Genomic DNA, 16,433 nt, shown 5'->3' with positions numbered 1-16,433 from the left:
GCGGGGGGTACGCGATTGCGCAGGCGATATCTCGTTGAGCCATAAGTCATTCCTCTGACGTACCTGGGCTACAGCATGCCACAGCCCGGTCAGAGGCAACAGATGGAAAGAGGCTCAGGCGCCGTAGTCTTGCTCGCTGGCAGGCCAGCCCAGACGGGCGAACAGACCCAGCACCTCGGGGCCCAGGGGCGCCTGGATCCGCATCGGCACCTTGAGCACCGGATGCTCGAAGCTCAGACGGTGCGCGATCAGCAGCAGGCGGTCGCACCCGTAGTGCTCGCGAAAGAAGCGGTTGTGCCGGCCATCCCCGTGGGTGGTATCACCGACGATGGGGTGGAACAGGTGATCCAGATGGCGGCGCAGCTGGTGCTTGCGCCCCGTCTTGGGAAAGAGGCGGACCAGGCTGTAGCGACTGGTGGGATGCTTCTTGGAGACGGCGAAGGGCAGCTCGACCTGATGCAGACGACGAAACGCGGTCACCGCCTCCTGGGCGGGGCGATCCGGGTCGCTGAAGGCATCGGCAATCTTGTCCAGCTGCTCCTTGAGCGGATAGTCGATGAGCCCCTCTTCGGGGGCCCATCCCCGCACCAGTGCCAGGTACTCCTTGTGGACCTGACGGGCAGCAAAGGCCTCGGTCAGGGTACGGGCCACGGCAGGATCGAGAGCAAACAGCAGCACACCCGAAGTGGGCCTGTCCAGTCGGTGCACGGGGTAGACATGACGACCCCCGATCAGATCCCGGGTCATCTGCATGGCGAAACGGGTCTCGGCCTTGTCGAGCCAACTGCGGTGTACCAGGAGACCGGACGGTTTGTTCACCGCCACCAGCCAGTCATCCTGATAGAGCAGAGTCGGCTGCAAGGCATCCGCTGTCCGGGTCTGCTCGTCCTTCATTGTTCGACCACTTTGCCGGAGAGCAGCAGATCGAAACGGGCGATCAGACGAAGCAGGGCCTCGACCTCCGCCAGCTCCTCTTTATAGACCTCACTCGCCATGGGATAGAGGGAGACGCTGGTCGGCAGCGGAGCCTGCAGCACCACCAGCTGCTCCATGCGCGGGATCAGCACGAACTGCAGCCACTGATCGAAACTCAGGGTATCGACACAGAACGGCAGCTCGCTTGCCAGCGCCTCGCTCCCCGGATGGTCGGCTTGCCAGCGTTCCAGACGTTGCAACTCGGCAGTCAGCTCTCCCAGCAGACCGGCAACCAGCAGATATTGATTCATCTCGCTCACTTCCTCATCGCGGGCCCGGTCTTCGACGGGGCCCCACTCAATACGGCCATCAAAAAGGGGCGCTACTATACACCGACCCCGCAATGGCTGCCATGTTGCCGTCACCTTCATACCCTGCATTACCGCCTCTGGCTATCTGGTGCAGCCCCCTTATAATCGCCCCCATTATCTTCAAGCGGGATCTCTTCATGTCTTCCATCAACACCCTGACCGAGTTTCTGACCCAGGCCGATACCCAGTTCCAGCTGTTCGATCTGGGCCGCCAGGTGCGCCCGCTCCCCAGCGACCTCTTCGTGCGCATCGAGCAGCAGCAGGAGCCCTACCCCTGGCCGTTGCAGCAGCACGCCTGGCTCGGCGTGCACTTCTTCCAGCCGACCGAATCCAGGCACTACCTCTGGTTCCTCAAGTTCGCCCTCGATGAGCGCGGCCTGCTCATCTCCAGCGGCCCCAAGCATTTTATGGATCAGGTGGTAGAGACTCTGGGCTACAAGCTCACCGGTGAACTGGACGAAGAGAAGGCCCAGCGTCTGGCGGACAACCCCTACACCTTCCGCCCGGCCGAGGCCAAGATGGCCAGTGTGCACGCCAAGCTGGCCCGCCAGCTGGAACAAGCCCCTTCCGCTTACTACGAGGCCCTCTGCCACTATCTGGCGGCGCCGGGGGAAGAGGGGTGGCAGGCCCTGGGACTGCAAGGGTTTGCAGATCTCGCTGAGCGGCTGCAAGTTGAACGCAACCTGGCACTGGTCTGCAAGGCCTTGCCCGTACTGCCGCAGGCCCCCCTCTACGCCCTGTGCCAGAGCCTGGAGAACGCCCCCCTGCCTCCTGCCCTGCAAGGCGCATTGCTGGAGCGCATCGGCAAGGAGCAGGAGTGCGCCGAGCCTGACCCCGAAACCCTGGCCTATCTGTGCCGGGCACTGGCCTCCTGCCCGGGCAACGGACTGCGCACCAACAAGCTGCTGACCCTGCTGCAAACCCGGCCAAGCCCCTCCCTGCTCCTCGCCATCGCTGGCCGCCTCTGGCCCGATCTGAAACACCCCGAACTGCTCGGCCTGTTTCTGGAGCAGCTCGCCCTGCAACCCACCCAGTTCTTCAACCAGGTATTTGCCGAGCTCGTCACGCTACCGGCCTTGCGCAATGATATGCTGGCAAAACTGCGTGACCCCGAACGCAGCGAGGCCCTGGGTCTGGCCATCGGTCGCCTGTTCGCTGCCACCTAGGCCCGACACAACGGCCCTGTTGCCTGAGGTGAACAGGGCCCCACACACATCACAGAAGGAACCCGCTGATGGGAGAAATGCTTGGGATCTTGCTGCTCGGCCTCGTTGGCTGGGCCTTCTGGCAACAGCGCCGCCAGGCGGAGCTGGCCTGGCAATACATGCGCCGCTACTGCCAGCACCACGACCTGCAACTGCTGTCGCTGGCGCGGACACACCGCGCCCTGGGGCACAAGCCCCTGCGCCTGCTCACCTACTACCAGTTCGAGTTCTCCAGCGACGGAGAGAGCCATTATCAGGGGCAGCTCTGCATGCAGGGGCTGCATGTCGCCGGTGTCGAGCTGCCACCCCATCGTCTCCCCTCCTAGATTTGAGAGCACGGGGGCTGGCTATACTCTTCCACAGCCCCCTTCCAAGGAGTACCGACATGGAATTGCTCACCCATGACATGGCCGCCCTGTTTGCCCAGCTGGGGCTGGCCAGTGACGACATCAGCCAGCAGCGTTTTATCCGCGACCATCCCATCGATCGCCATACCCAGTTGCCCGACGCGCCGTTCTGGACTCCTTCCCAGGCAGGCTTTCTGCGCGATGCCCTCAGCCACGACGCCGACTGGGCGGAAGCCATCGACCAGCTGGACGTGATGCTGCGTCAGGGGACCTGATCCCCGCACTCCCGGCGGCCAGCGTTGGGTCGACGCGGAGCCGCCAATCCCCTCCCTCCATCACCCAGGCGCCCCTCCCTCTCGCCACCCACGCCCTTCGCTCCGCTTTCCTGATGGACAGGCTTTGATTAAGCTCTGTGCCACTATCCACCCGCAGCAAGACGGCCGTGCAGGAGCCAAGATGTCAGCCCAAGAGATCATCCAGATAGCCAACGAACTCAGTGCCAGGGGGATCACCCCCTCTACCGCCATGGTCAAGGCCCGCCTCAGCCATCCCGTGCCCATGGCCGAGCTGCTCAAGGTGTTGAGCCAGTGGAAGCAACAACCCCAGCCTGCGGCGACAGCGCCCGCCCCCGCCAGTGCCCCCGAGGCGCCCCCTTTGGCCACGGAAAGCGTCACTCTTCAGCAACTGAGCGAACAGCTCGCCCGGCTGGAGCAGAAGGTCGATCGCCTCACCGACCTGCTGCTCAACCAGAAGCCGGATTGACCCATCGCCATGTATATCCTCGAACTCACCTTTGAGTGCTACCGCGATACCTCCCTCGGGGAGGCCGAACGAGCCATCGTCCACTACCTCGACATGCTGCGCTATCAGGGTCAGATCCTGGGGCGGGAGTTTCCCACCAGCATGCACGAAGGCTATTTCGTCAGCCGGGTGGTCTGCCCGGAGCAGGACAGCCTGCACCCTGACAACCAGAGCGAGCTGGTCGCCCTTGCCGAGCAAGGTCTGCACCAGGCGGGCCTGCTCGCCCCCAAACTCCACCTGCAAGGGGCGGATCTGCTCTCGGACAGTACGGACCCGTGCGCAGAGCAGGGGGAGCGTCCCAGCTGGATGCTGCTCTACACCAGCTTCCTGCACAGTTGCTCCCCCCTGCGCTGCGGCGACCACTTCGCTCCCATCCCGCTCTATCGGCTGCCCGCCGTCGCCAACGGTGACCACAAGCAGATCATCAAGTGGCAGGAAGATTGGGAGGCCTGCGATCAGTTGCAGATGAACGGCTCCATCGCCGAACACGCCGCCCTGCACGAAATCGGCGAGGTGGGCAGCCGCCTTCATCGCCGGGGCAGCGATCTCGCCAGACGGCTGGAGCTCCTGAGCGGCATTCCCACCTATTACTATCTCTACCGGGTAGGCGGCCTGAGCGCCGCCGAAGAGCGGGCTCGCCCCTGCCCTGGCTGTGGTGGCCCATGGGCGCTGGACGCCCCCCTGCACGAGATCTTCGACTTCAGGTGCGAGCCTTGCAGGCTGGTGTCCAACCTCTCCTGGGACTTCAAGGAGTAGGAGCCTACCGCGCACAATGGCGCAATAAAATGGCGCCATAAAAAGAGAGGGCCTTGCCAGGTGGCAAGGCCCTCTCTTTTGGGGCATCACTGGGGCAAGGTTTCCAGTCGCGCCAGAAAGGCCGGCAACGAGGGAGCCAGCGTCAGGCGCCGCCCGGAGTCCAGCCACTCCAGCCACACCTGGCCGCTCTCGTTATCGAGGGACACCAGCGTCATCTCGTTGCGGGTCGTGGCAATGAAGAGTGAAGGGGATCGCTTCAACTTGCGCAGCATCAGCAGGTGGCCGATGAGGTTCTCCTTGAGCAGATCCAGATCGGCGTCGTTCCACGGCAGGATGAGTTCGATGCGCAGCCCCTTGAAAGAGCAGGGCAGAGGGCGGCTGAACCAGTGGCCAAACAGGGCGATGGCGCTGGGATGCAGGGTCAGCTCCAGGGCGTTCGCCATGGCCGTGAAGTCGGCTGCCTGCTCCCGCTGGAACGGACGCCAGGCTACCCGCCCCTCCCTGGGTTCATCCAGCTCGCAAGGAGAGCGCCAATCGGCCTCCCAGTCACACAGGGGCAGCCCCCGCCTTCCTTCACCATCGCGCTGCCAGCGTAAAAAGAACTGCTTCAGGGCAGACAGGACTTGATCCGACATCGATATTCCCCACAATAGCGGCCTCTGATGGCCGCAAGTACCTGATCGAAAAATCGGGCCATTGCACCATCAAACCCCTTATCAGACAAGCGTGAGCAAACCAGCATGAGCAAACAAGAGAGATACGCCGGCGCCAGTGCGCTGCAAGGCCTGAGCCTGGGGCAGCAGTCCGCCTACATCAGCCAGTACACCCCAAGTCTGCTGCAGCCCGTGCCACGCAGCCTGAACCGCGACGATCTTGGCCTGAGAGGTGAACTGCCGTTCCAGGGGTGCGACGTCTGGACCCTGTATGAACTCTCCTGGCTCAATGCCAAAGGCAAGCCCGTGGTTGCCATCGGGGAGGTCTTTGTGCCTGCTACCAGCCCGAATCTCATCGAGTCCAAGTCGTTCAAGCTTTACCTGAACTCCTTCAACCAGACCCGCTGCGACTCCCTGGAGGCAGTGCAAGCGCTGCTGGTTCAGGACCTGAGTGGCTGCGCTGGTGCCCCGGTGAGCGTCACCCTCTTCACCCTCGACCAGGCCCCCCACCAGATAGCCCAGCTGCCCGGTGAGTGCATCGACAGCCTGGATATCGAGGTGGACGGCTACGAGTTTGACGAGACCCTGCTGCAAAGGGCCGCCGGTCACGAGATCGTGGAGGAGACCCTGCACAGCCACCTGCTCAAGTCCAACTGCCTGGTGACCAGCCAGCCGGACTGGGGATCCGTGGTGATCCACTATCGCGGCCCGCGTCTCGACCGGGAGAAGCTGTTGCGCTACCTCATCTCGTTCCGCCAGCACAACGAGTTCCACGAGCAGTGCATCGAGCGCATCTTTACCGATCTCAAGCACTTCTGCGCCCCGGAACAACTGACCGTCCATGCCCGTTACACCCGCCGCGGCGGCCTGGACATCAACCCCTTCCGCAGCGACTGGGAGCCGGTTCCGGCGAACCTGCGCCTCATTCGCCAGTAATCACCGGCGCCGCCATCCTGCGGGCTGCGGCCCGCTGCGCATCACCTCAGTAAACTCTGGACGGGCGGGGGTGGGCTTGGATAACATGCCTGCACCTCCGTGCCGTTCTTAATCCAATGAATCAACTGTTTTTTCTGGCAATGATGATGTCCTCCCTGTCGGCTCCTGATCTGGATCTGGCCAAGGAGCAGTTGTCCATCGACCTGCAGCAGGCCCAGACCCTGGTGCTGACCGATCCCGCCAGATGTGCCCAGATTGCCACCTCCTTCCTCGAACGCACGGCCAACAATCCCAAGCAGATCATCAGCAACCGTCAGGAGTACGGCTATCGCGAGCCGATGCTGAACTACGGTACCGCCACCCAGACCACGGGCGCCTATCTGCTCAAGGGGGAGTGTCTGCAGCAGCTAGGGCAGTTCGCCCAGGCACAGGAGTCCTTTGAGCAGGGCATCGCCATGGCCGAGAAAGAGCAGCAGTTCGAGCTGCAGGCCCATGGGCTCTATCTGCTGGTTCGAAGCCGCAATCTGCAACAGCATACCCATGGCGCCGCGTCCCCCCTGCTCGACAAACTCGACAAACTGCTGGCCAATCCCGACCTCAAGGAGAGCCAGTTGCAGGTCTACAGCCGCTTGCTGCGCGTCAACGCCAGCGTAGAGGAGCGGCAATTCGATCTCGCCAAACAGCAGCTGGCAGAGACCCGCAAATGGGCGGAACACGCCAAACAGCCTCTGGCCAGGGCCTGGACCAGCGCCGTGGGCGGGGATCTCTATCAGGCGCTGGGTCAGCCCCAGCTTGCACTGGGGGAATACATCGAAGCACAACAGCAAGCCAAGCCCCTGCAGGATCCCCTCTTCCTCGGCCTGCTCTCGAACCAGATGGTCAGCCTCTATCAGGAAGAGCAGGAGCCACAAAAAGCGCTGCAATACGCCAGCGAGGCGGCCAACTATTTTCATGCCCTCGGCAATTCCTCCATGCTGAGCGACGCCCTGATCGTGCTCGCCCGTCTCAACCGGGATCAGGGCGAGATGAACATGGCGCTGGTCTATTTCTTCAATGCCCTCGACCTGCTGGACGAGAGCAGCAACCGCACCCGCATCGCCCACCTCAAGTTCGAGATAGGCAAGACCTACCTGCAGACCGGCAACCTCAACCTGGCGCGAAACTACCTGAACGCCGCACGCCAGTCCCATGAGCTGGGGGATGACAAGGAGTCGCTCATCGACACCCTGCTGTTGCTGGGAGAGTTGCACCTCAAGCAGCAGGAGGCGGGCATCGCCATCCTGCAGTTGGAGAACGCTCTCACCCTGGCCAACCGGATTGGGGACATCCGGCGCCAATTCGAGATCTTCCGCCTGCTCTCCGTCGCCTATGAGCAGAAGGGTTACCTCCAGCAGGCCCTGGAGAGCTACAAGAATTACCACCAGCGCAGCGAACTGGTTCGCCAGCAACAGCTGGCGCTGGAGCAGGAGGCGGTGCGCGACAACTACGCCCAGGTGGAGCGGGTGCAACAGGTCAAGGAGCTGGAACAGCAACTCGACGTCAGCCAGCACCAGCAGGAGCGATACCTCTGGACCAGCGTCAGCACCGGGCTGCTGCTGGCACTCTTCATCTATCTGTTCTTCACCCTCTGGCTGAAACTGCGGGTCGCGCGCCTTCATGCCAAACAGCTGGGAGAAGCCCTGCTGGTAGAGCCGCGCAGCGGCCTGGCCAACTGGCAGCGACTGATGAGCCGCTGGCCGCGGGAGATGGCCAAGCGCCAGCAAAAATCCGAGCGCTGGTACCTGAGCGAACGCCCCACCAGCGAATTTGACGACAAGCTGCACTACCTGCTGTTCCGGGTTCCCTTCCTGATCAACAGCCTGGAGCAGCACGGCTATCAGGTCAGCCGCGAGATAGAGCAGGCCTTCGGCCGTTACGTCAACGAACTGACCCCGCAGGATGGCCGCATCTACGACCTGCGCGAAGGCCACCTGCTCTATGTGGTGCCCCAGCGCCACGTGGCCCAGTTGCATCAGCTGGCCCAGACCCTGCTCGACACCCTGGCAGCCTTCCCCTGCGAGCACCCGCTGGACAGGCGCATCAGCCTCGGCATCGTCAGTCATCCCTTCCTGCCCAAGGCGGCCATGGCCCTCGATCACCACGGCCTGTTCGATCTCTGCTACCTGGCCCTCTCGGGTGCCATTCAGCTCAGCGAAAAATGCCAGCAGAGCGTCTGGCTTGAGCTGGCCGCCATCGATTGCCAGCAGGCCGCATTTTTTAACGGAGATGTGTGGCAATGCTGCTTGATGGCAATTGACAAGGGACTGGTAAAAGTAAATTCTTCTCATGAAAAGCAATGGGTTAACTGGCTTGCGCTTTCACGGACGAAGGTTGCGGACAATCCGTGACAAAAAGGTACTCAACGGGGTCTTTGATTGGCTTTCTGTTGCTGGACGAAACAAAAACGATAATGACAACAGGGCGACCTGAAGAATGAATGATATGGCTGCCGTAACAGGACAACTGGCAAGACTCAGGGAATCCCTCCAGCAGAAACAGCAGGAGCTTGACGGCATGGCGAGCTTCTCCGATGCCGAACGCACCCGCAGTATCCAGTTCATCGGCAAGCTGATGCAAGCCTGTCGTGGCCACGATCGCGAGCTCGACAACCGGCTCGCCAAGCTCAAGCAGAAACTTGAAGGCAACCCTCCGCTCACCTCCATCGATGCCGATCTGATCGCCATCGAGAAGCTGTTGCAGCAGCACAGCCACACCATGGAAGAGTCCATCAGCCTGACCCGGGCAGCCATCGATCTCGGCAGCAAACAGCTCAAAACCATCAAGGGGTTTCCGGAAGATACCCGCCGCGCCCTCAAGGAGTTTCTCGCCAGCCCGGAGAGTTACGGCATCGGCGATCACCAGAAGAAGGTGATCCGGCTGCTGGAGTTCTACCAGCAGGCGATCAAGATCCAGCTGCTGCCGCGCAAGCCGCTGATCCCCCCTTCGGCGGAGATCCCCACCGAGCTCTCCAGCCCGGCCCCTACCGACTCCTTTGACATCAAGGCACATGCCCAGATTTCAGACGAGTTGCAGCGTCTCATCACCGAGCTCGACTTTGCCGGCGCCGTGGGCGAGAGCCTCGCAGACATCCGCCGCCAGTTGCTCGGGGGCATCACCCCTGCCCTGCTGGCCGAAGTCTGCCTGCAGATCATCGAACTCATCATCGAGGGTACCCGGGAAGAGCGCAAAGCCTCCCAGGCGTTTCTCAGCACCCTGAACGAGAGTCTCTCCTCGGTCCATTACAGCTTTACCGAATCCCTGGATGAAGGGCGGGCGCTGCAAAATGCCGCCCATCTCAGCGGACAAGCGCTGGAGCGGGAACTCGCCGCCATCGATCGCGCCATGGCAGCCCATGACTCGCCACAGATACTCAGGGGCGCCATTTCTGGGCATCTGGACACTATCCGCCGGCTGCAGCAGGAGCGGGAGGAGATGGCCAACCGCGAGCGCCACCTGCTCACCCACCTCTCCAACATGGAAGCCAAGCTCAGGTTGATGAAGGACGAGACCGCCGAGTACAAGAAGCGGCTCACCATCCAGAAACACAAGCTCTTCCTCGACAGCCTGACCCAGGTACACAACCGGGCGGCCCTGGACGAGCGGCTCGAGCTCGAATACAAACGCTGGCTACGCTATGGCACCCCCCTGTGCCTGGCCATCATCGACATCGACCACTTCAAGCACATCAATGACAACTACGGCCACATGGCCGGCGACAAGGCATTGAAGGTGGTTGCCAAGGCCCTGCAGAACGCCTTGCGCGACACCGACTTCATCGCCCGCTTTGGCGGTGAGGAGTTCGTGGTCTTGCTGCCGAACATCAATCCGGACAAGTACCAGAAGCCGCTGGAGAACCTGCGTCAGACCATCAAGAGCATCCCGTTCCGCTTTCGAGATGCCAGGGTCGAGATCACCATCTCCATCGGTGCCACTCTGTTTCGGACCGGCGACCATACCACGGATGCGTTCGAGCGCGCCGACAAGGCGCTCTACAGTTCCAAGCACTCCGGCCGGGATCAGGTCAATCTCGCCTGAATCCGCTTTGAGGGGCGGCTAAAAAAGCGGCAAACGCACAGTCCCCCTATTCCCCTGCCCACCCCCTTGCCTCTACTATCGAACCCGAGGGATGCCAAAGCATCCCGTTTTCTCCCCAGGGAAAGCACAACGATAACAAGCGAGTGAAAGGGGAAATTATGATTACACACATCAATCCCGTGGGCAGCATGGACCTGCTGTCCCAGCTCGAGGTGGATCGCCTCAAGCAGACGGCCTCCAGCGATATCTATCAACTGTTTCGCAACTGCTCGCTGGCGGTCCTCAACTCCGGCAGCCATACCGACAGTTCCAAAGAGATACTGGAACGTTTCAAATCCTTCGATATTCACGTGATCCGGCGCGAGCGCGGGGTCAAGCTCGAGCTGTTCAACGCCCCCGAGCACGCCTTCGTCGACGGCGAGATCATCCGCGGCATCCAGGAGCACCTGTTCTCCGTGCTGCGGGACATTCTCTATGTGTCGACCCAGCTCGAGTCCAATCGTCTGGTCAACCTGACCAGCTCCACCCATATCTCCAACGTGGTGTTCGCCATCCTGCGCAACGCCAAGGCGATCCTGCCCGGCGCCGATCCCAACCTGGTGGTCTGCTGGGGCGGCCACTCCATCAACGAGGTGGAATACCAGTACACCCGGGCGGTGGGTAGCGAGCTGGGTCTGCGCGAGCTCAACATCTGTACCGGTTGCGGTCCGGGTGCCATGGAGGGCCCCATGAAAGGGGCCGCCGTCGGCCACGCCAAGCAACGGGTGCGCAACGGCCGTTACATCGGTCTCACCGAGCCTTCCATCATCGCCGCCGAACCGCCGAACCCCATCGTCAACGAGCTGGTGATCCTGCCGGACATCGAGAAGCGGCTGGAAGCCTTCGTGCGTCTGGGTCACGGCATCATCATCTTCCCAGGCGGGGTCGGAACTGCCGAGGAGCTGCTCTACCTGCTCGGCATCATGATGCACCCGGCCAACGATCGCCAACCCATCCCCATCGTGCTGACCGGCCCGAAAGAGAGCGCCGACTACTTCCGCGCCATCGACGACTTCGTCAAGGCGACCCTGGGGGAAGCCGCCACCAGTCTCTACCGGATCATCATCGGCGATGCGCCCGAGGTGGCCCGCGTGATGAAGGAGGCGATGCCGAAGATCCGCGAATACCGCAAGTCGGTGGGAGATGCCTACTCCTTCAACTGGTCCCTGCGGATCGAGCCCGAGTTCCAGCTGCCGTTCGAGCCGGATCACGCCAGCATGGCCAGCCTGGATCTGCATCGCAACCAGCCGCCCCAGCTGCTGGCAGCCAACCTGCGCCGCGCCTTCTCAGGCATCGTCGCAGGCAACGTCAAGGAAGGGGGCATCAGGGCCATCGAGAAGAAGGGTCCCTTCAAGCTGCACGGCGACAAGGAGCTGATGCACCTGATGGACAGGTTGCTGGAGAGCTTCGTCAAGCAGCAGCGCATGAAGCTGCCGGGCAGCCAGTACGTTCCCTGCTACGAGATAGTCAAATAGTCGGGACATCACAATGCACCGGAGGGGCCCATGGGCCCCTCTTTCATTGATGGTCTTCTACGGGGTTAGCAGGAGACGCCAGCATTGTTACAATGGCTTCCCCGACGCCCGGAGTGCCCCATGCCACACCTGCTCATCATCGATGCCCTCAACCTCATCCGCCGACTGCATGCGGTGCAGAGCCAGCAGGGACTGACCCCGGCCCAGGCCCTGCTCGCCACCCGTGCCAACCTCATCAACACCTGCAAGAAGCTCCTAGCGGCCAGCGAGCCGACCCACGCCATCGTGGTCTTTGACGGTGAGGTCCACAGCTGGCGCAAGACGCTCTATCCCCCCTACAAGGAGGGCCGCACCCCCATGCCGGATGAGCTGAGGGAAGGGCTTGCCGACCTGCAGGACGCCTTCTGGGAGTGCGGTGTGGATGCCCTGCTCTCCCAGACCGACGAGGCGGACGATCTCATCGCCACCCTGGCAAGCGGCATTGCCCAGCACGGCGCCAGCGCCACCATCATCTCCACCGACAAGGGGTTCTGCCAGCTCATCTGCCCGCAGATCCGGGTGCGGGATTACTTCAACAAACGCTGGCTGGATGCCGCCTTCGTCCAGCAGCAGTACGGCGTTACACCGACCCAGCTTGTGGACTTCTGGGCCCTGACCGGTATCGGCGGCTCCAACATCAAGGGGGTGCCCGGCATCGGCCCCAAGACCGCCACCCAGCTGCTGCAGCAATACGGGGACCTGGCTGCCATGCTGGAGGCCTGTGAGCGGGAGGATGCCACCAGACCCCTGCTCAAGCTGCGCCAGCACCGGGAAGAGGCCCTGCTGGCCCAACGCCTAGTCCGGCTGCAGCACGATATCCCGCTCGGATTCAACCTGCGGGAGATCCGCTACCCTCCCGTCCCTGATGCCGGGGCGTGATCCCCAGCACACCATTTCCCAAGACAGGCCGTACCTGTTGACATAAATGGGTAAAATGTAAAGAAACATGGAGGATGTGGTGCAAAAATGGTATAAAGCCGACGAATCCTCCCCCTCTGTTCCCTAGAAGTGGATACGCCTCATGTCAAAAAGAAAGATTACCGTCATCCCGGGCGACGGCATCGGCCCCAGCATCATCGAATCCGCCATCCAGATCCTGACCCACGCGGGTTGTGACTTCGACTACGAATACGCAGACGCCGGTCTGGTAGCCCTGGAAAAACATGGCGAGCTGCTGCCCCAGGCCACCCTCGACCTGATCGAGAAGAACAAGGTCAGCCTGAAAGGCCCGCTCACCACTCCGGTCGGCGGCGGCTTCACCTCCATCAACGTCTCCCTGCGCAAGAAGTTCAATCTCTACGCCAACGTGCGCCCCGTCCTCTCCTTCAAGGGCACCAAGAGCCGTTACGACAACATCGACATCATCACGGTGCGCGAGAACACCGAAGGCATGTACTCCGGTGCCGGCCAGAAGCGCAGCGATGACAACCAGAGCGCCGAGGCGATGAGCATCATCACTCGGGAAGGGGCCGAGCGCATCGTCACCTTCGCCTTCGAGCTGGCGCGCCAGGAAGGACGCAAGAAGGTCACCATCATCCACAAGGCCAACATCCTCAAGTCCACCTCCGGCCTGTTCCTGGAAGTGGCCCGTCAGGTCGCGGCCCGCTACCCGGACATCCAGAACGAGGAGATGATCGTCGACGCCGCCTGCATGAACCTGGTGATGTACCCGGAACGCTTCGATGTGATGGTCACCACCAACCTGTTCGGCGACATTCTCTCGGATCTCTGTGCCGGTCTGGTGGGGGGGCTGGGCATGGCGCCGGGCGCCAACATCGGTGAAGGGGCCGCCATCTTCGAAGCGGTACACGGCTCTGCGCCGGACATCGCCGGCAAGAACATCGCCAACCCCACCTCGGTGATCCTCGCCTCCATCCAGATGCTGGAGTATCTCGGCATGCAGGACAAAGCGGAGCGCATTCGCGAGGCCGTGCGGGCGACCATCGAGTCCGGTGATCGGGTGACCCGTGACCTGGGGGGCACAGCGTCCACCAGCGAATTCACCCAGGCCATCATCGACCGTCTATAAATAGAATCCAACCATATGATTTTAAAAGGGAGCTTCGGCTCCCTTTGTTTTATGCCAACGCCTCCCTACCTCCCTCGCCAGATGAATACTATGTTGATATGAGGGATAAGGAGATCCACCATGCGTGCTACTTTCATCTTGCTGATTGTCAGCAGCAGTGCCACGGCATTAGACAGGCCAGTCGACAATGCCTGGTTGACGCCGCCTCCCCAGCACGAGGCGCCAGCCAAGCAGACCTGGCAATCCACCCTGGATACCAACGATCTGCTCAAACAGCCCAAGCCGCTCTCTCTGGGGGTGGATATCACCACCGACAGCAACGGTAATCGGCAGATCACCCCCTATCAGAAGCTGAACCTCACGGCAGAGAAGAGCGTCAGCCTCTCCTTCGAAAAGCAAAAGCCCAGGATCAAGTTCAACGCTGGCGGCATCAACACCTCGGTCAAGCTTCGCGGGGATGGCGTCAAGATGCAGTTCAACCCCAGTGACAAGACCATTCCCCTGCAAATTGAGCTGAAGATCACCGACGACGAGTCCATGATGCGTCTGGACTACCGCTTCTGATGACCCAGACACAAAAAAACCGGACGTCACCGTCCGGTTTTTTCATGCCCTGTTCCCGATGCTGCTTCAGGACTTGGGGGACAGCTTGGAGACCCAGAACTTGTTGTAGACGTGCACCGTGATCTCTTCGCGATCGTGATAGAGCTGTTTGGCCTGAATGATGAAACCGCCATCGATCTCTGCCAGCAGTCCGCGCAGCACCTCGATGTTGTGCACCGCCTCGGCGTAGCGCTTCTTCATCGGCAGCTTGAGGTTGAACATGGCTTCCTGACAGTCGTTCTCCCTGAACCAGTCGGCCACCATGTGGGTCACTCGCGCCGGCTTGTCCACCATGTCGCACACCAGCCAGTAGGTATTCTTCTTGCTCGGCCGCCACACGAAACCATCGTCACGGATGTGCTTCACCTGGCCTGTGTCCATCAGGGATTGGGCCATCATGCCGTTGTCCACCGCCGTCACCATCATGCCACGACGCACCAGCTGATAGGTCCAGCCACCCGGGCAGGCGCCAAGATCCACGGCCTTCAGGCCGGAGCACAGGCGCAAGTCCCACTCTTCCTTCGGCACGAAGACGTAGAACGCCTCTTCCAGCTTGAGGCTGGAGCGGCTCGGGGCATCGGCCGGGAATCGCAGGCGCGGGATCCCCATGTGGAAGGCAGAGTTGTTGAAGGAGTAGGAGTACCCCAGCATCAGGTGGTCATTGGCCAGGAAGAAGGCGTGGAACACGGGACGGTTCGGGGTCTCCTTCTTGGTCAGGATCTCGTTGCTGCGCAGCGCCTGGCGAAGCGGCACGGTGAACTTGCGGCAAAAGGCGGAGAGCTCCTTCGCCTCGTTGGTATCGGCCGTCTCCACCCGAAGATCCCCGCAAATGGCGTAACCGCTCGCCGCCTCCAAGATGGGAGAGACCCGATCGCTTATTTCCAGATCTTTCAGCTCGTGGGTCACCACCAGCATCTGGCGAATGAAGATAAGCTCGCGGAACGGCAGCTTGCGCGCCAGCAGATCGGCCTGCTCCTCGTCATACAACTCGAAGATCACATAGCCGCTGTCGTCCTTGACCCGGGCAAAGCCGTAGCACTGCATGTTGCCGGCACGCTCGGTGATCTCTGCCGCCGCCTCTTTCTCAAAACCCGGGCGGCAATAAAGCAGCAGATTATTCATTCTTTCCTCCAAGACGACAGCCGGCCCACATCAGAGCCGCCCATCCCAACATAAAACAGAGGCCACCGGCCGGGGTGATGAGCCCCAGCCCCTTGCTGCCAAGCAGCACCATGGCGTAAATACTGCCGGAGAATCCCAGGATCCCCAGCACAAAGACGGCGCCCGCGAAGGTGATCACCTTGCCGCGCACGCCGCACAGCCCCAGCACCAGCAGGGCCAGGGCGTGGAAAAACTGGTATTGCACGGCGGTGTTGAACGCCGCCAGCAACGAAGGAGCAATGCCGGTCGCCGCCAGCCCGTGAGCGCCGTAGGCCCCGAGCATGGTGGCCGTCAGGCCGAAGAAGCCCGCCAGCACCAGCCAATGTCGTTGGATCTGCATCTTCTCTCCTTGCACGCTTCTTCTCTCGACCCGCTCGAGATGGTCAGGAGCGGCCCACCGCCGCGATAAAATCCTTGATCCGCTCCGCAGCCAGTCGCAGGTTCTCCTGCTCGCTCATGCCGCTCGCCTTTCTCGGTTTGAAACCATGATCCCCGTCGGTCAGCCAGTGGACCGATACGGCGGGTGAGAAGGGGAAATCGGCCAGCTCGGCGCGGGAACCGAAGGTATCGCGCTCCCCCTGCAGCAGCAGCGTGGGCGTCGTGATCAGCTTGAGCACCTCGCCCCGCCATGCGTCGGGCTTGGCCGGGGGGTGGAAAGGATACCCGAGAACGATCAATCCTGCAGCATCCATCTCGTCGCCCCCCTCGCAAAACAGCTCGGCCGCCATCCTTCCCCCCATGGACTTGCCCGCCAGAAACAGCCGGGGATGGGCAAACTGACGCACCATCTCGCGCCAGTGGGCGAGCAGCACGGGTTGTCTGTCCGGCGGCCTGCGTTTGCCGTCCTGAGCCCGTTTGGTCATATAGGGGAAGTTGAAGCGCACCACCTCGATATCCGGCCCCGCCAGCAGTCGCGACAACTCGGCCAGGAAGCTGTGCTCCATGCCCGCCCCTGCGCCGTGGGCCAGCAGAATGCGAACGGGGGCGTCACTCGCCCCCTCTCTTGTCAGGTCAGTCACCAGGTCAACT

At 61.9% G+C, this 16,433-nt stretch carries 18 protein-coding genes; 12 read left to right on the top strand and 6 right to left on the bottom strand.

Annotated features, from left to right (window positions below; translation table 11 throughout):
- Positions 1 to 114: 114 nt before the first annotated feature.
- Entirely contained in the window at positions 115 to 894 is a 780-nt protein-coding gene (truC, locus tag AB5Y47_RS14900) for a tRNA pseudouridine(65) synthase TruC (RefSeq protein WP_368220348.1), read from the bottom strand.
- Positions 891 to 1,226 (bottom strand): YqcC family protein, encoded by a 336-nt coding sequence (locus tag AB5Y47_RS14895; RefSeq protein ID WP_134997583.1) that lies wholly within the window; start codon positions 1,224 to 1,226, stop codon positions 891 to 893. Before AB5Y47_RS14895 ends, truC begins: the two co-directional genes overlap by 4 nt.
- A gap of 197 nt (positions 1,227 to 1,423) precedes the next feature.
- On the opposite strand from AB5Y47_RS14895, the gene AB5Y47_RS14890 reads away from it, so the two are divergent.
- The 5 genes from AB5Y47_RS14890 (at position 1,424) to AB5Y47_RS14870 (ending at position 4,395) form a co-directional block, all read left to right on the top strand.
- Positions 1,424 to 2,452 carry a DUF3549 family protein gene (locus AB5Y47_RS14890; protein WP_069785581.1) on the top strand — a complete coding sequence of 343 codons (1,029 nt, stop codon included), beginning with the start codon at positions 1,424 to 1,426 and terminating at the stop codon, positions 2,450 to 2,452.
- Between the two features lie 68 nt (positions 2,453 to 2,520).
- Positions 2,521 to 2,817 (top strand): DUF3301 domain-containing protein, encoded by a 297-nt coding sequence (locus AB5Y47_RS14885; RefSeq protein WP_039039421.1) that lies wholly within the window; start codon positions 2,521 to 2,523, stop codon positions 2,815 to 2,817.
- Positions 2,818 to 2,876: 59 nt separating this feature from the next.
- Complete coding sequence (locus AB5Y47_RS14880; protein ID WP_039039420.1) at positions 2,877 to 3,113, top strand: DUF2789 domain-containing protein; 237 nt, start codon at positions 2,877 to 2,879, stop codon at positions 3,111 to 3,113.
- 181 nt (positions 3,114 to 3,294) lie between these two features.
- Entirely contained in the window at positions 3,295 to 3,600 is a 306-nt protein-coding gene (locus AB5Y47_RS14875) for a DNA-binding protein (protein WP_069651743.1), read from the top strand.
- 9 nt (positions 3,601 to 3,609) lie between these two features.
- Positions 3,610 to 4,395 carry a Zn-ribbon-containing protein gene (locus AB5Y47_RS14870; protein WP_125117466.1) on the top strand — a complete coding sequence of 262 codons (786 nt, stop codon included), beginning with the start codon at positions 3,610 to 3,612 and terminating at the stop codon, positions 4,393 to 4,395.
- 86 nt (positions 4,396 to 4,481) lie between these two features.
- Here the strand turns inward: AB5Y47_RS14870 and syd are convergent, their stop codons facing one another.
- Positions 4,482 to 5,030: a SecY-interacting protein gene (gene syd, locus AB5Y47_RS14865; protein ID WP_128343641.1), complete on the bottom strand. Its 549-nt coding sequence runs from the start codon at positions 5,028 to 5,030 to the stop codon at positions 4,482 to 4,484.
- Positions 5,031 to 5,135: 105 nt separating this feature from the next.
- On the opposite strand from syd, the gene queF reads away from it, so the two are divergent.
- From queF to AB5Y47_RS14830, 7 genes are all read left to right on the top strand, one after another.
- Complete coding sequence (gene queF / locus AB5Y47_RS14860) at positions 5,136 to 5,984, top strand: NADPH-dependent 7-cyano-7-deazaguanine reductase QueF (protein WP_368220347.1); 849 nt, start codon at positions 5,136 to 5,138, stop codon at positions 5,982 to 5,984.
- Between the two features lie 116 nt (positions 5,985 to 6,100).
- The gene (locus tag AB5Y47_RS14855; protein ID WP_134997579.1) at positions 6,101 to 8,371 is read left to right on the top strand and encodes a hypothetical protein; all 2,271 of its coding nucleotides are present in this window, start codon (positions 6,101 to 6,103) and stop codon (positions 8,369 to 8,371) included.
- 85 nt (positions 8,372 to 8,456) lie between these two features.
- Complete coding sequence (locus AB5Y47_RS14850; protein WP_029313929.1) at positions 8,457 to 10,058, top strand: diguanylate cyclase; 1,602 nt, start codon at positions 8,457 to 8,459, stop codon at positions 10,056 to 10,058.
- A 158-nt stretch (positions 10,059 to 10,216) separates the two neighbouring features.
- A complete protein-coding gene (ppnN, locus tag AB5Y47_RS14845; RefSeq protein ID WP_010673382.1) occupies positions 10,217 to 11,572 on the top strand; it encodes a nucleotide 5'-monophosphate nucleosidase PpnN in 1,356 nt (451 codons plus the stop codon).
- Between the two features lie 120 nt (positions 11,573 to 11,692).
- Entirely contained in the window at positions 11,693 to 12,490 is a 798-nt protein-coding gene (xni, locus tag AB5Y47_RS14840; RefSeq protein ID WP_010673381.1) for a flap endonuclease Xni, read from the top strand.
- A gap of 142 nt (positions 12,491 to 12,632) precedes the next feature.
- Positions 12,633 to 13,640: an isocitrate dehydrogenase gene (locus tag AB5Y47_RS14835; protein ID WP_010673380.1), complete on the top strand. Its 1,008-nt coding sequence runs from the start codon at positions 12,633 to 12,635 to the stop codon at positions 13,638 to 13,640.
- A 120-nt stretch (positions 13,641 to 13,760) separates the two neighbouring features.
- The gene (locus tag AB5Y47_RS14830) at positions 13,761 to 14,204 is read left to right on the top strand and encodes a hypothetical protein (RefSeq protein WP_010673379.1); all 444 of its coding nucleotides are present in this window, start codon (positions 13,761 to 13,763) and stop codon (positions 14,202 to 14,204) included.
- Between the two features lie 66 nt (positions 14,205 to 14,270).
- On the opposite strand, the gene rlmM is transcribed toward AB5Y47_RS14830, so the two are convergent.
- From rlmM to AB5Y47_RS14815, 3 genes are read right to left on the bottom strand one after another with little or no spacing between them, the layout of a single operon-like run.
- Positions 14,271 to 15,365 (bottom strand): 23S rRNA (cytidine(2498)-2'-O)-methyltransferase RlmM, encoded by a 1,095-nt coding sequence (gene rlmM, locus AB5Y47_RS14825; protein ID WP_010673378.1) that lies wholly within the window; start codon positions 15,363 to 15,365, stop codon positions 14,271 to 14,273.
- Entirely contained in the window at positions 15,358 to 15,744 is a 387-nt protein-coding gene (locus tag AB5Y47_RS14820) for a DUF423 domain-containing protein (RefSeq protein ID WP_010673377.1), read from the bottom strand. The genes rlmM and AB5Y47_RS14820 overlap by 8 nt, the downstream gene beginning before the upstream one ends.
- 43 nt (positions 15,745 to 15,787) lie before the next feature.
- The gene (locus AB5Y47_RS14815) at positions 15,788 to 16,423 is read right to left on the bottom strand and encodes an alpha/beta fold hydrolase (protein ID WP_010673376.1); all 636 of its coding nucleotides are present in this window, start codon (positions 16,421 to 16,423) and stop codon (positions 15,788 to 15,790) included.
- Positions 16,424 to 16,433 lie beyond the last annotated feature (10 nt).

Origin of the sequence: Aeromonas sp. R7-2, from assembly GCF_040908105.1 — a bacterium.
In the GTDB taxonomy this organism is placed as follows: domain Bacteria; phylum Pseudomonadota; class Gammaproteobacteria; order Enterobacterales; family Aeromonadaceae; genus Aeromonas; species Aeromonas caviae.
Note: the sequence above shows the minus strand (reverse complement) of the source record. Positions and strands in the feature narration are given on the sequence as shown.

Excerpts from the sequence above, each read along its gene's own strand:
- truC (WP_368220348.1), bottom strand. The coding sequence starts at position 894 with ATGAAGGACGAGCAGACCCGGACAGCGGATGCCTTGCAGCCGACTCTG.
- AB5Y47_RS14895 (WP_134997583.1), bottom strand. The coding sequence starts at position 1,226 with ATGAATCAATATCTGCTGGTTGCCGGTCTGCTGGGAGAGCTGACTGCC.
- AB5Y47_RS14890 (WP_069785581.1), top strand. The coding sequence starts at position 1,424 with ATGTCTTCCATCAACACCCTGACCGAGTTTCTGACCCAGGCCGATACC.
- AB5Y47_RS14885 (WP_039039421.1), top strand. The coding sequence starts at position 2,521 with ATGGGAGAAATGCTTGGGATCTTGCTGCTCGGCCTCGTTGGCTGGGCC.
- AB5Y47_RS14880 (WP_039039420.1), top strand. The coding sequence starts at position 2,877 with ATGGAATTGCTCACCCATGACATGGCCGCCCTGTTTGCCCAGCTGGGG.
- AB5Y47_RS14875 (WP_069651743.1), top strand. The coding sequence starts at position 3,295 with ATGTCAGCCCAAGAGATCATCCAGATAGCCAACGAACTCAGTGCCAGG.
- AB5Y47_RS14870 (WP_125117466.1), top strand. The coding sequence starts at position 3,610 with ATGTATATCCTCGAACTCACCTTTGAGTGCTACCGCGATACCTCCCTC.
- syd (WP_128343641.1), bottom strand. The coding sequence starts at position 5,030 with ATGTCGGATCAAGTCCTGTCTGCCCTGAAGCAGTTCTTTTTACGCTGG.
- queF (WP_368220347.1), top strand. The coding sequence starts at position 5,136 with ATGAGCAAACAAGAGAGATACGCCGGCGCCAGTGCGCTGCAAGGCCTG.
- AB5Y47_RS14855 (WP_134997579.1), top strand. The coding sequence starts at position 6,101 with ATGAATCAACTGTTTTTTCTGGCAATGATGATGTCCTCCCTGTCGGCT.
- AB5Y47_RS14850 (WP_029313929.1), top strand. The coding sequence starts at position 8,457 with ATGAATGATATGGCTGCCGTAACAGGACAACTGGCAAGACTCAGGGAA.
- ppnN (WP_010673382.1), top strand. The coding sequence starts at position 10,217 with ATGATTACACACATCAATCCCGTGGGCAGCATGGACCTGCTGTCCCAG.
- xni (WP_010673381.1), top strand. The coding sequence starts at position 11,693 with ATGCCACACCTGCTCATCATCGATGCCCTCAACCTCATCCGCCGACTG.
- AB5Y47_RS14835 (WP_010673380.1), top strand. The coding sequence starts at position 12,633 with ATGTCAAAAAGAAAGATTACCGTCATCCCGGGCGACGGCATCGGCCCC.
- AB5Y47_RS14830 (WP_010673379.1), top strand. The coding sequence starts at position 13,761 with ATGCGTGCTACTTTCATCTTGCTGATTGTCAGCAGCAGTGCCACGGCA.
- rlmM (WP_010673378.1), bottom strand. The coding sequence starts at position 15,365 with ATGAATAATCTGCTGCTTTATTGCCGCCCGGGTTTTGAGAAAGAGGCG.
- AB5Y47_RS14820 (WP_010673377.1), bottom strand. The coding sequence starts at position 15,744 with ATGCAGATCCAACGACATTGGCTGGTGCTGGCGGGCTTCTTCGGCCTG.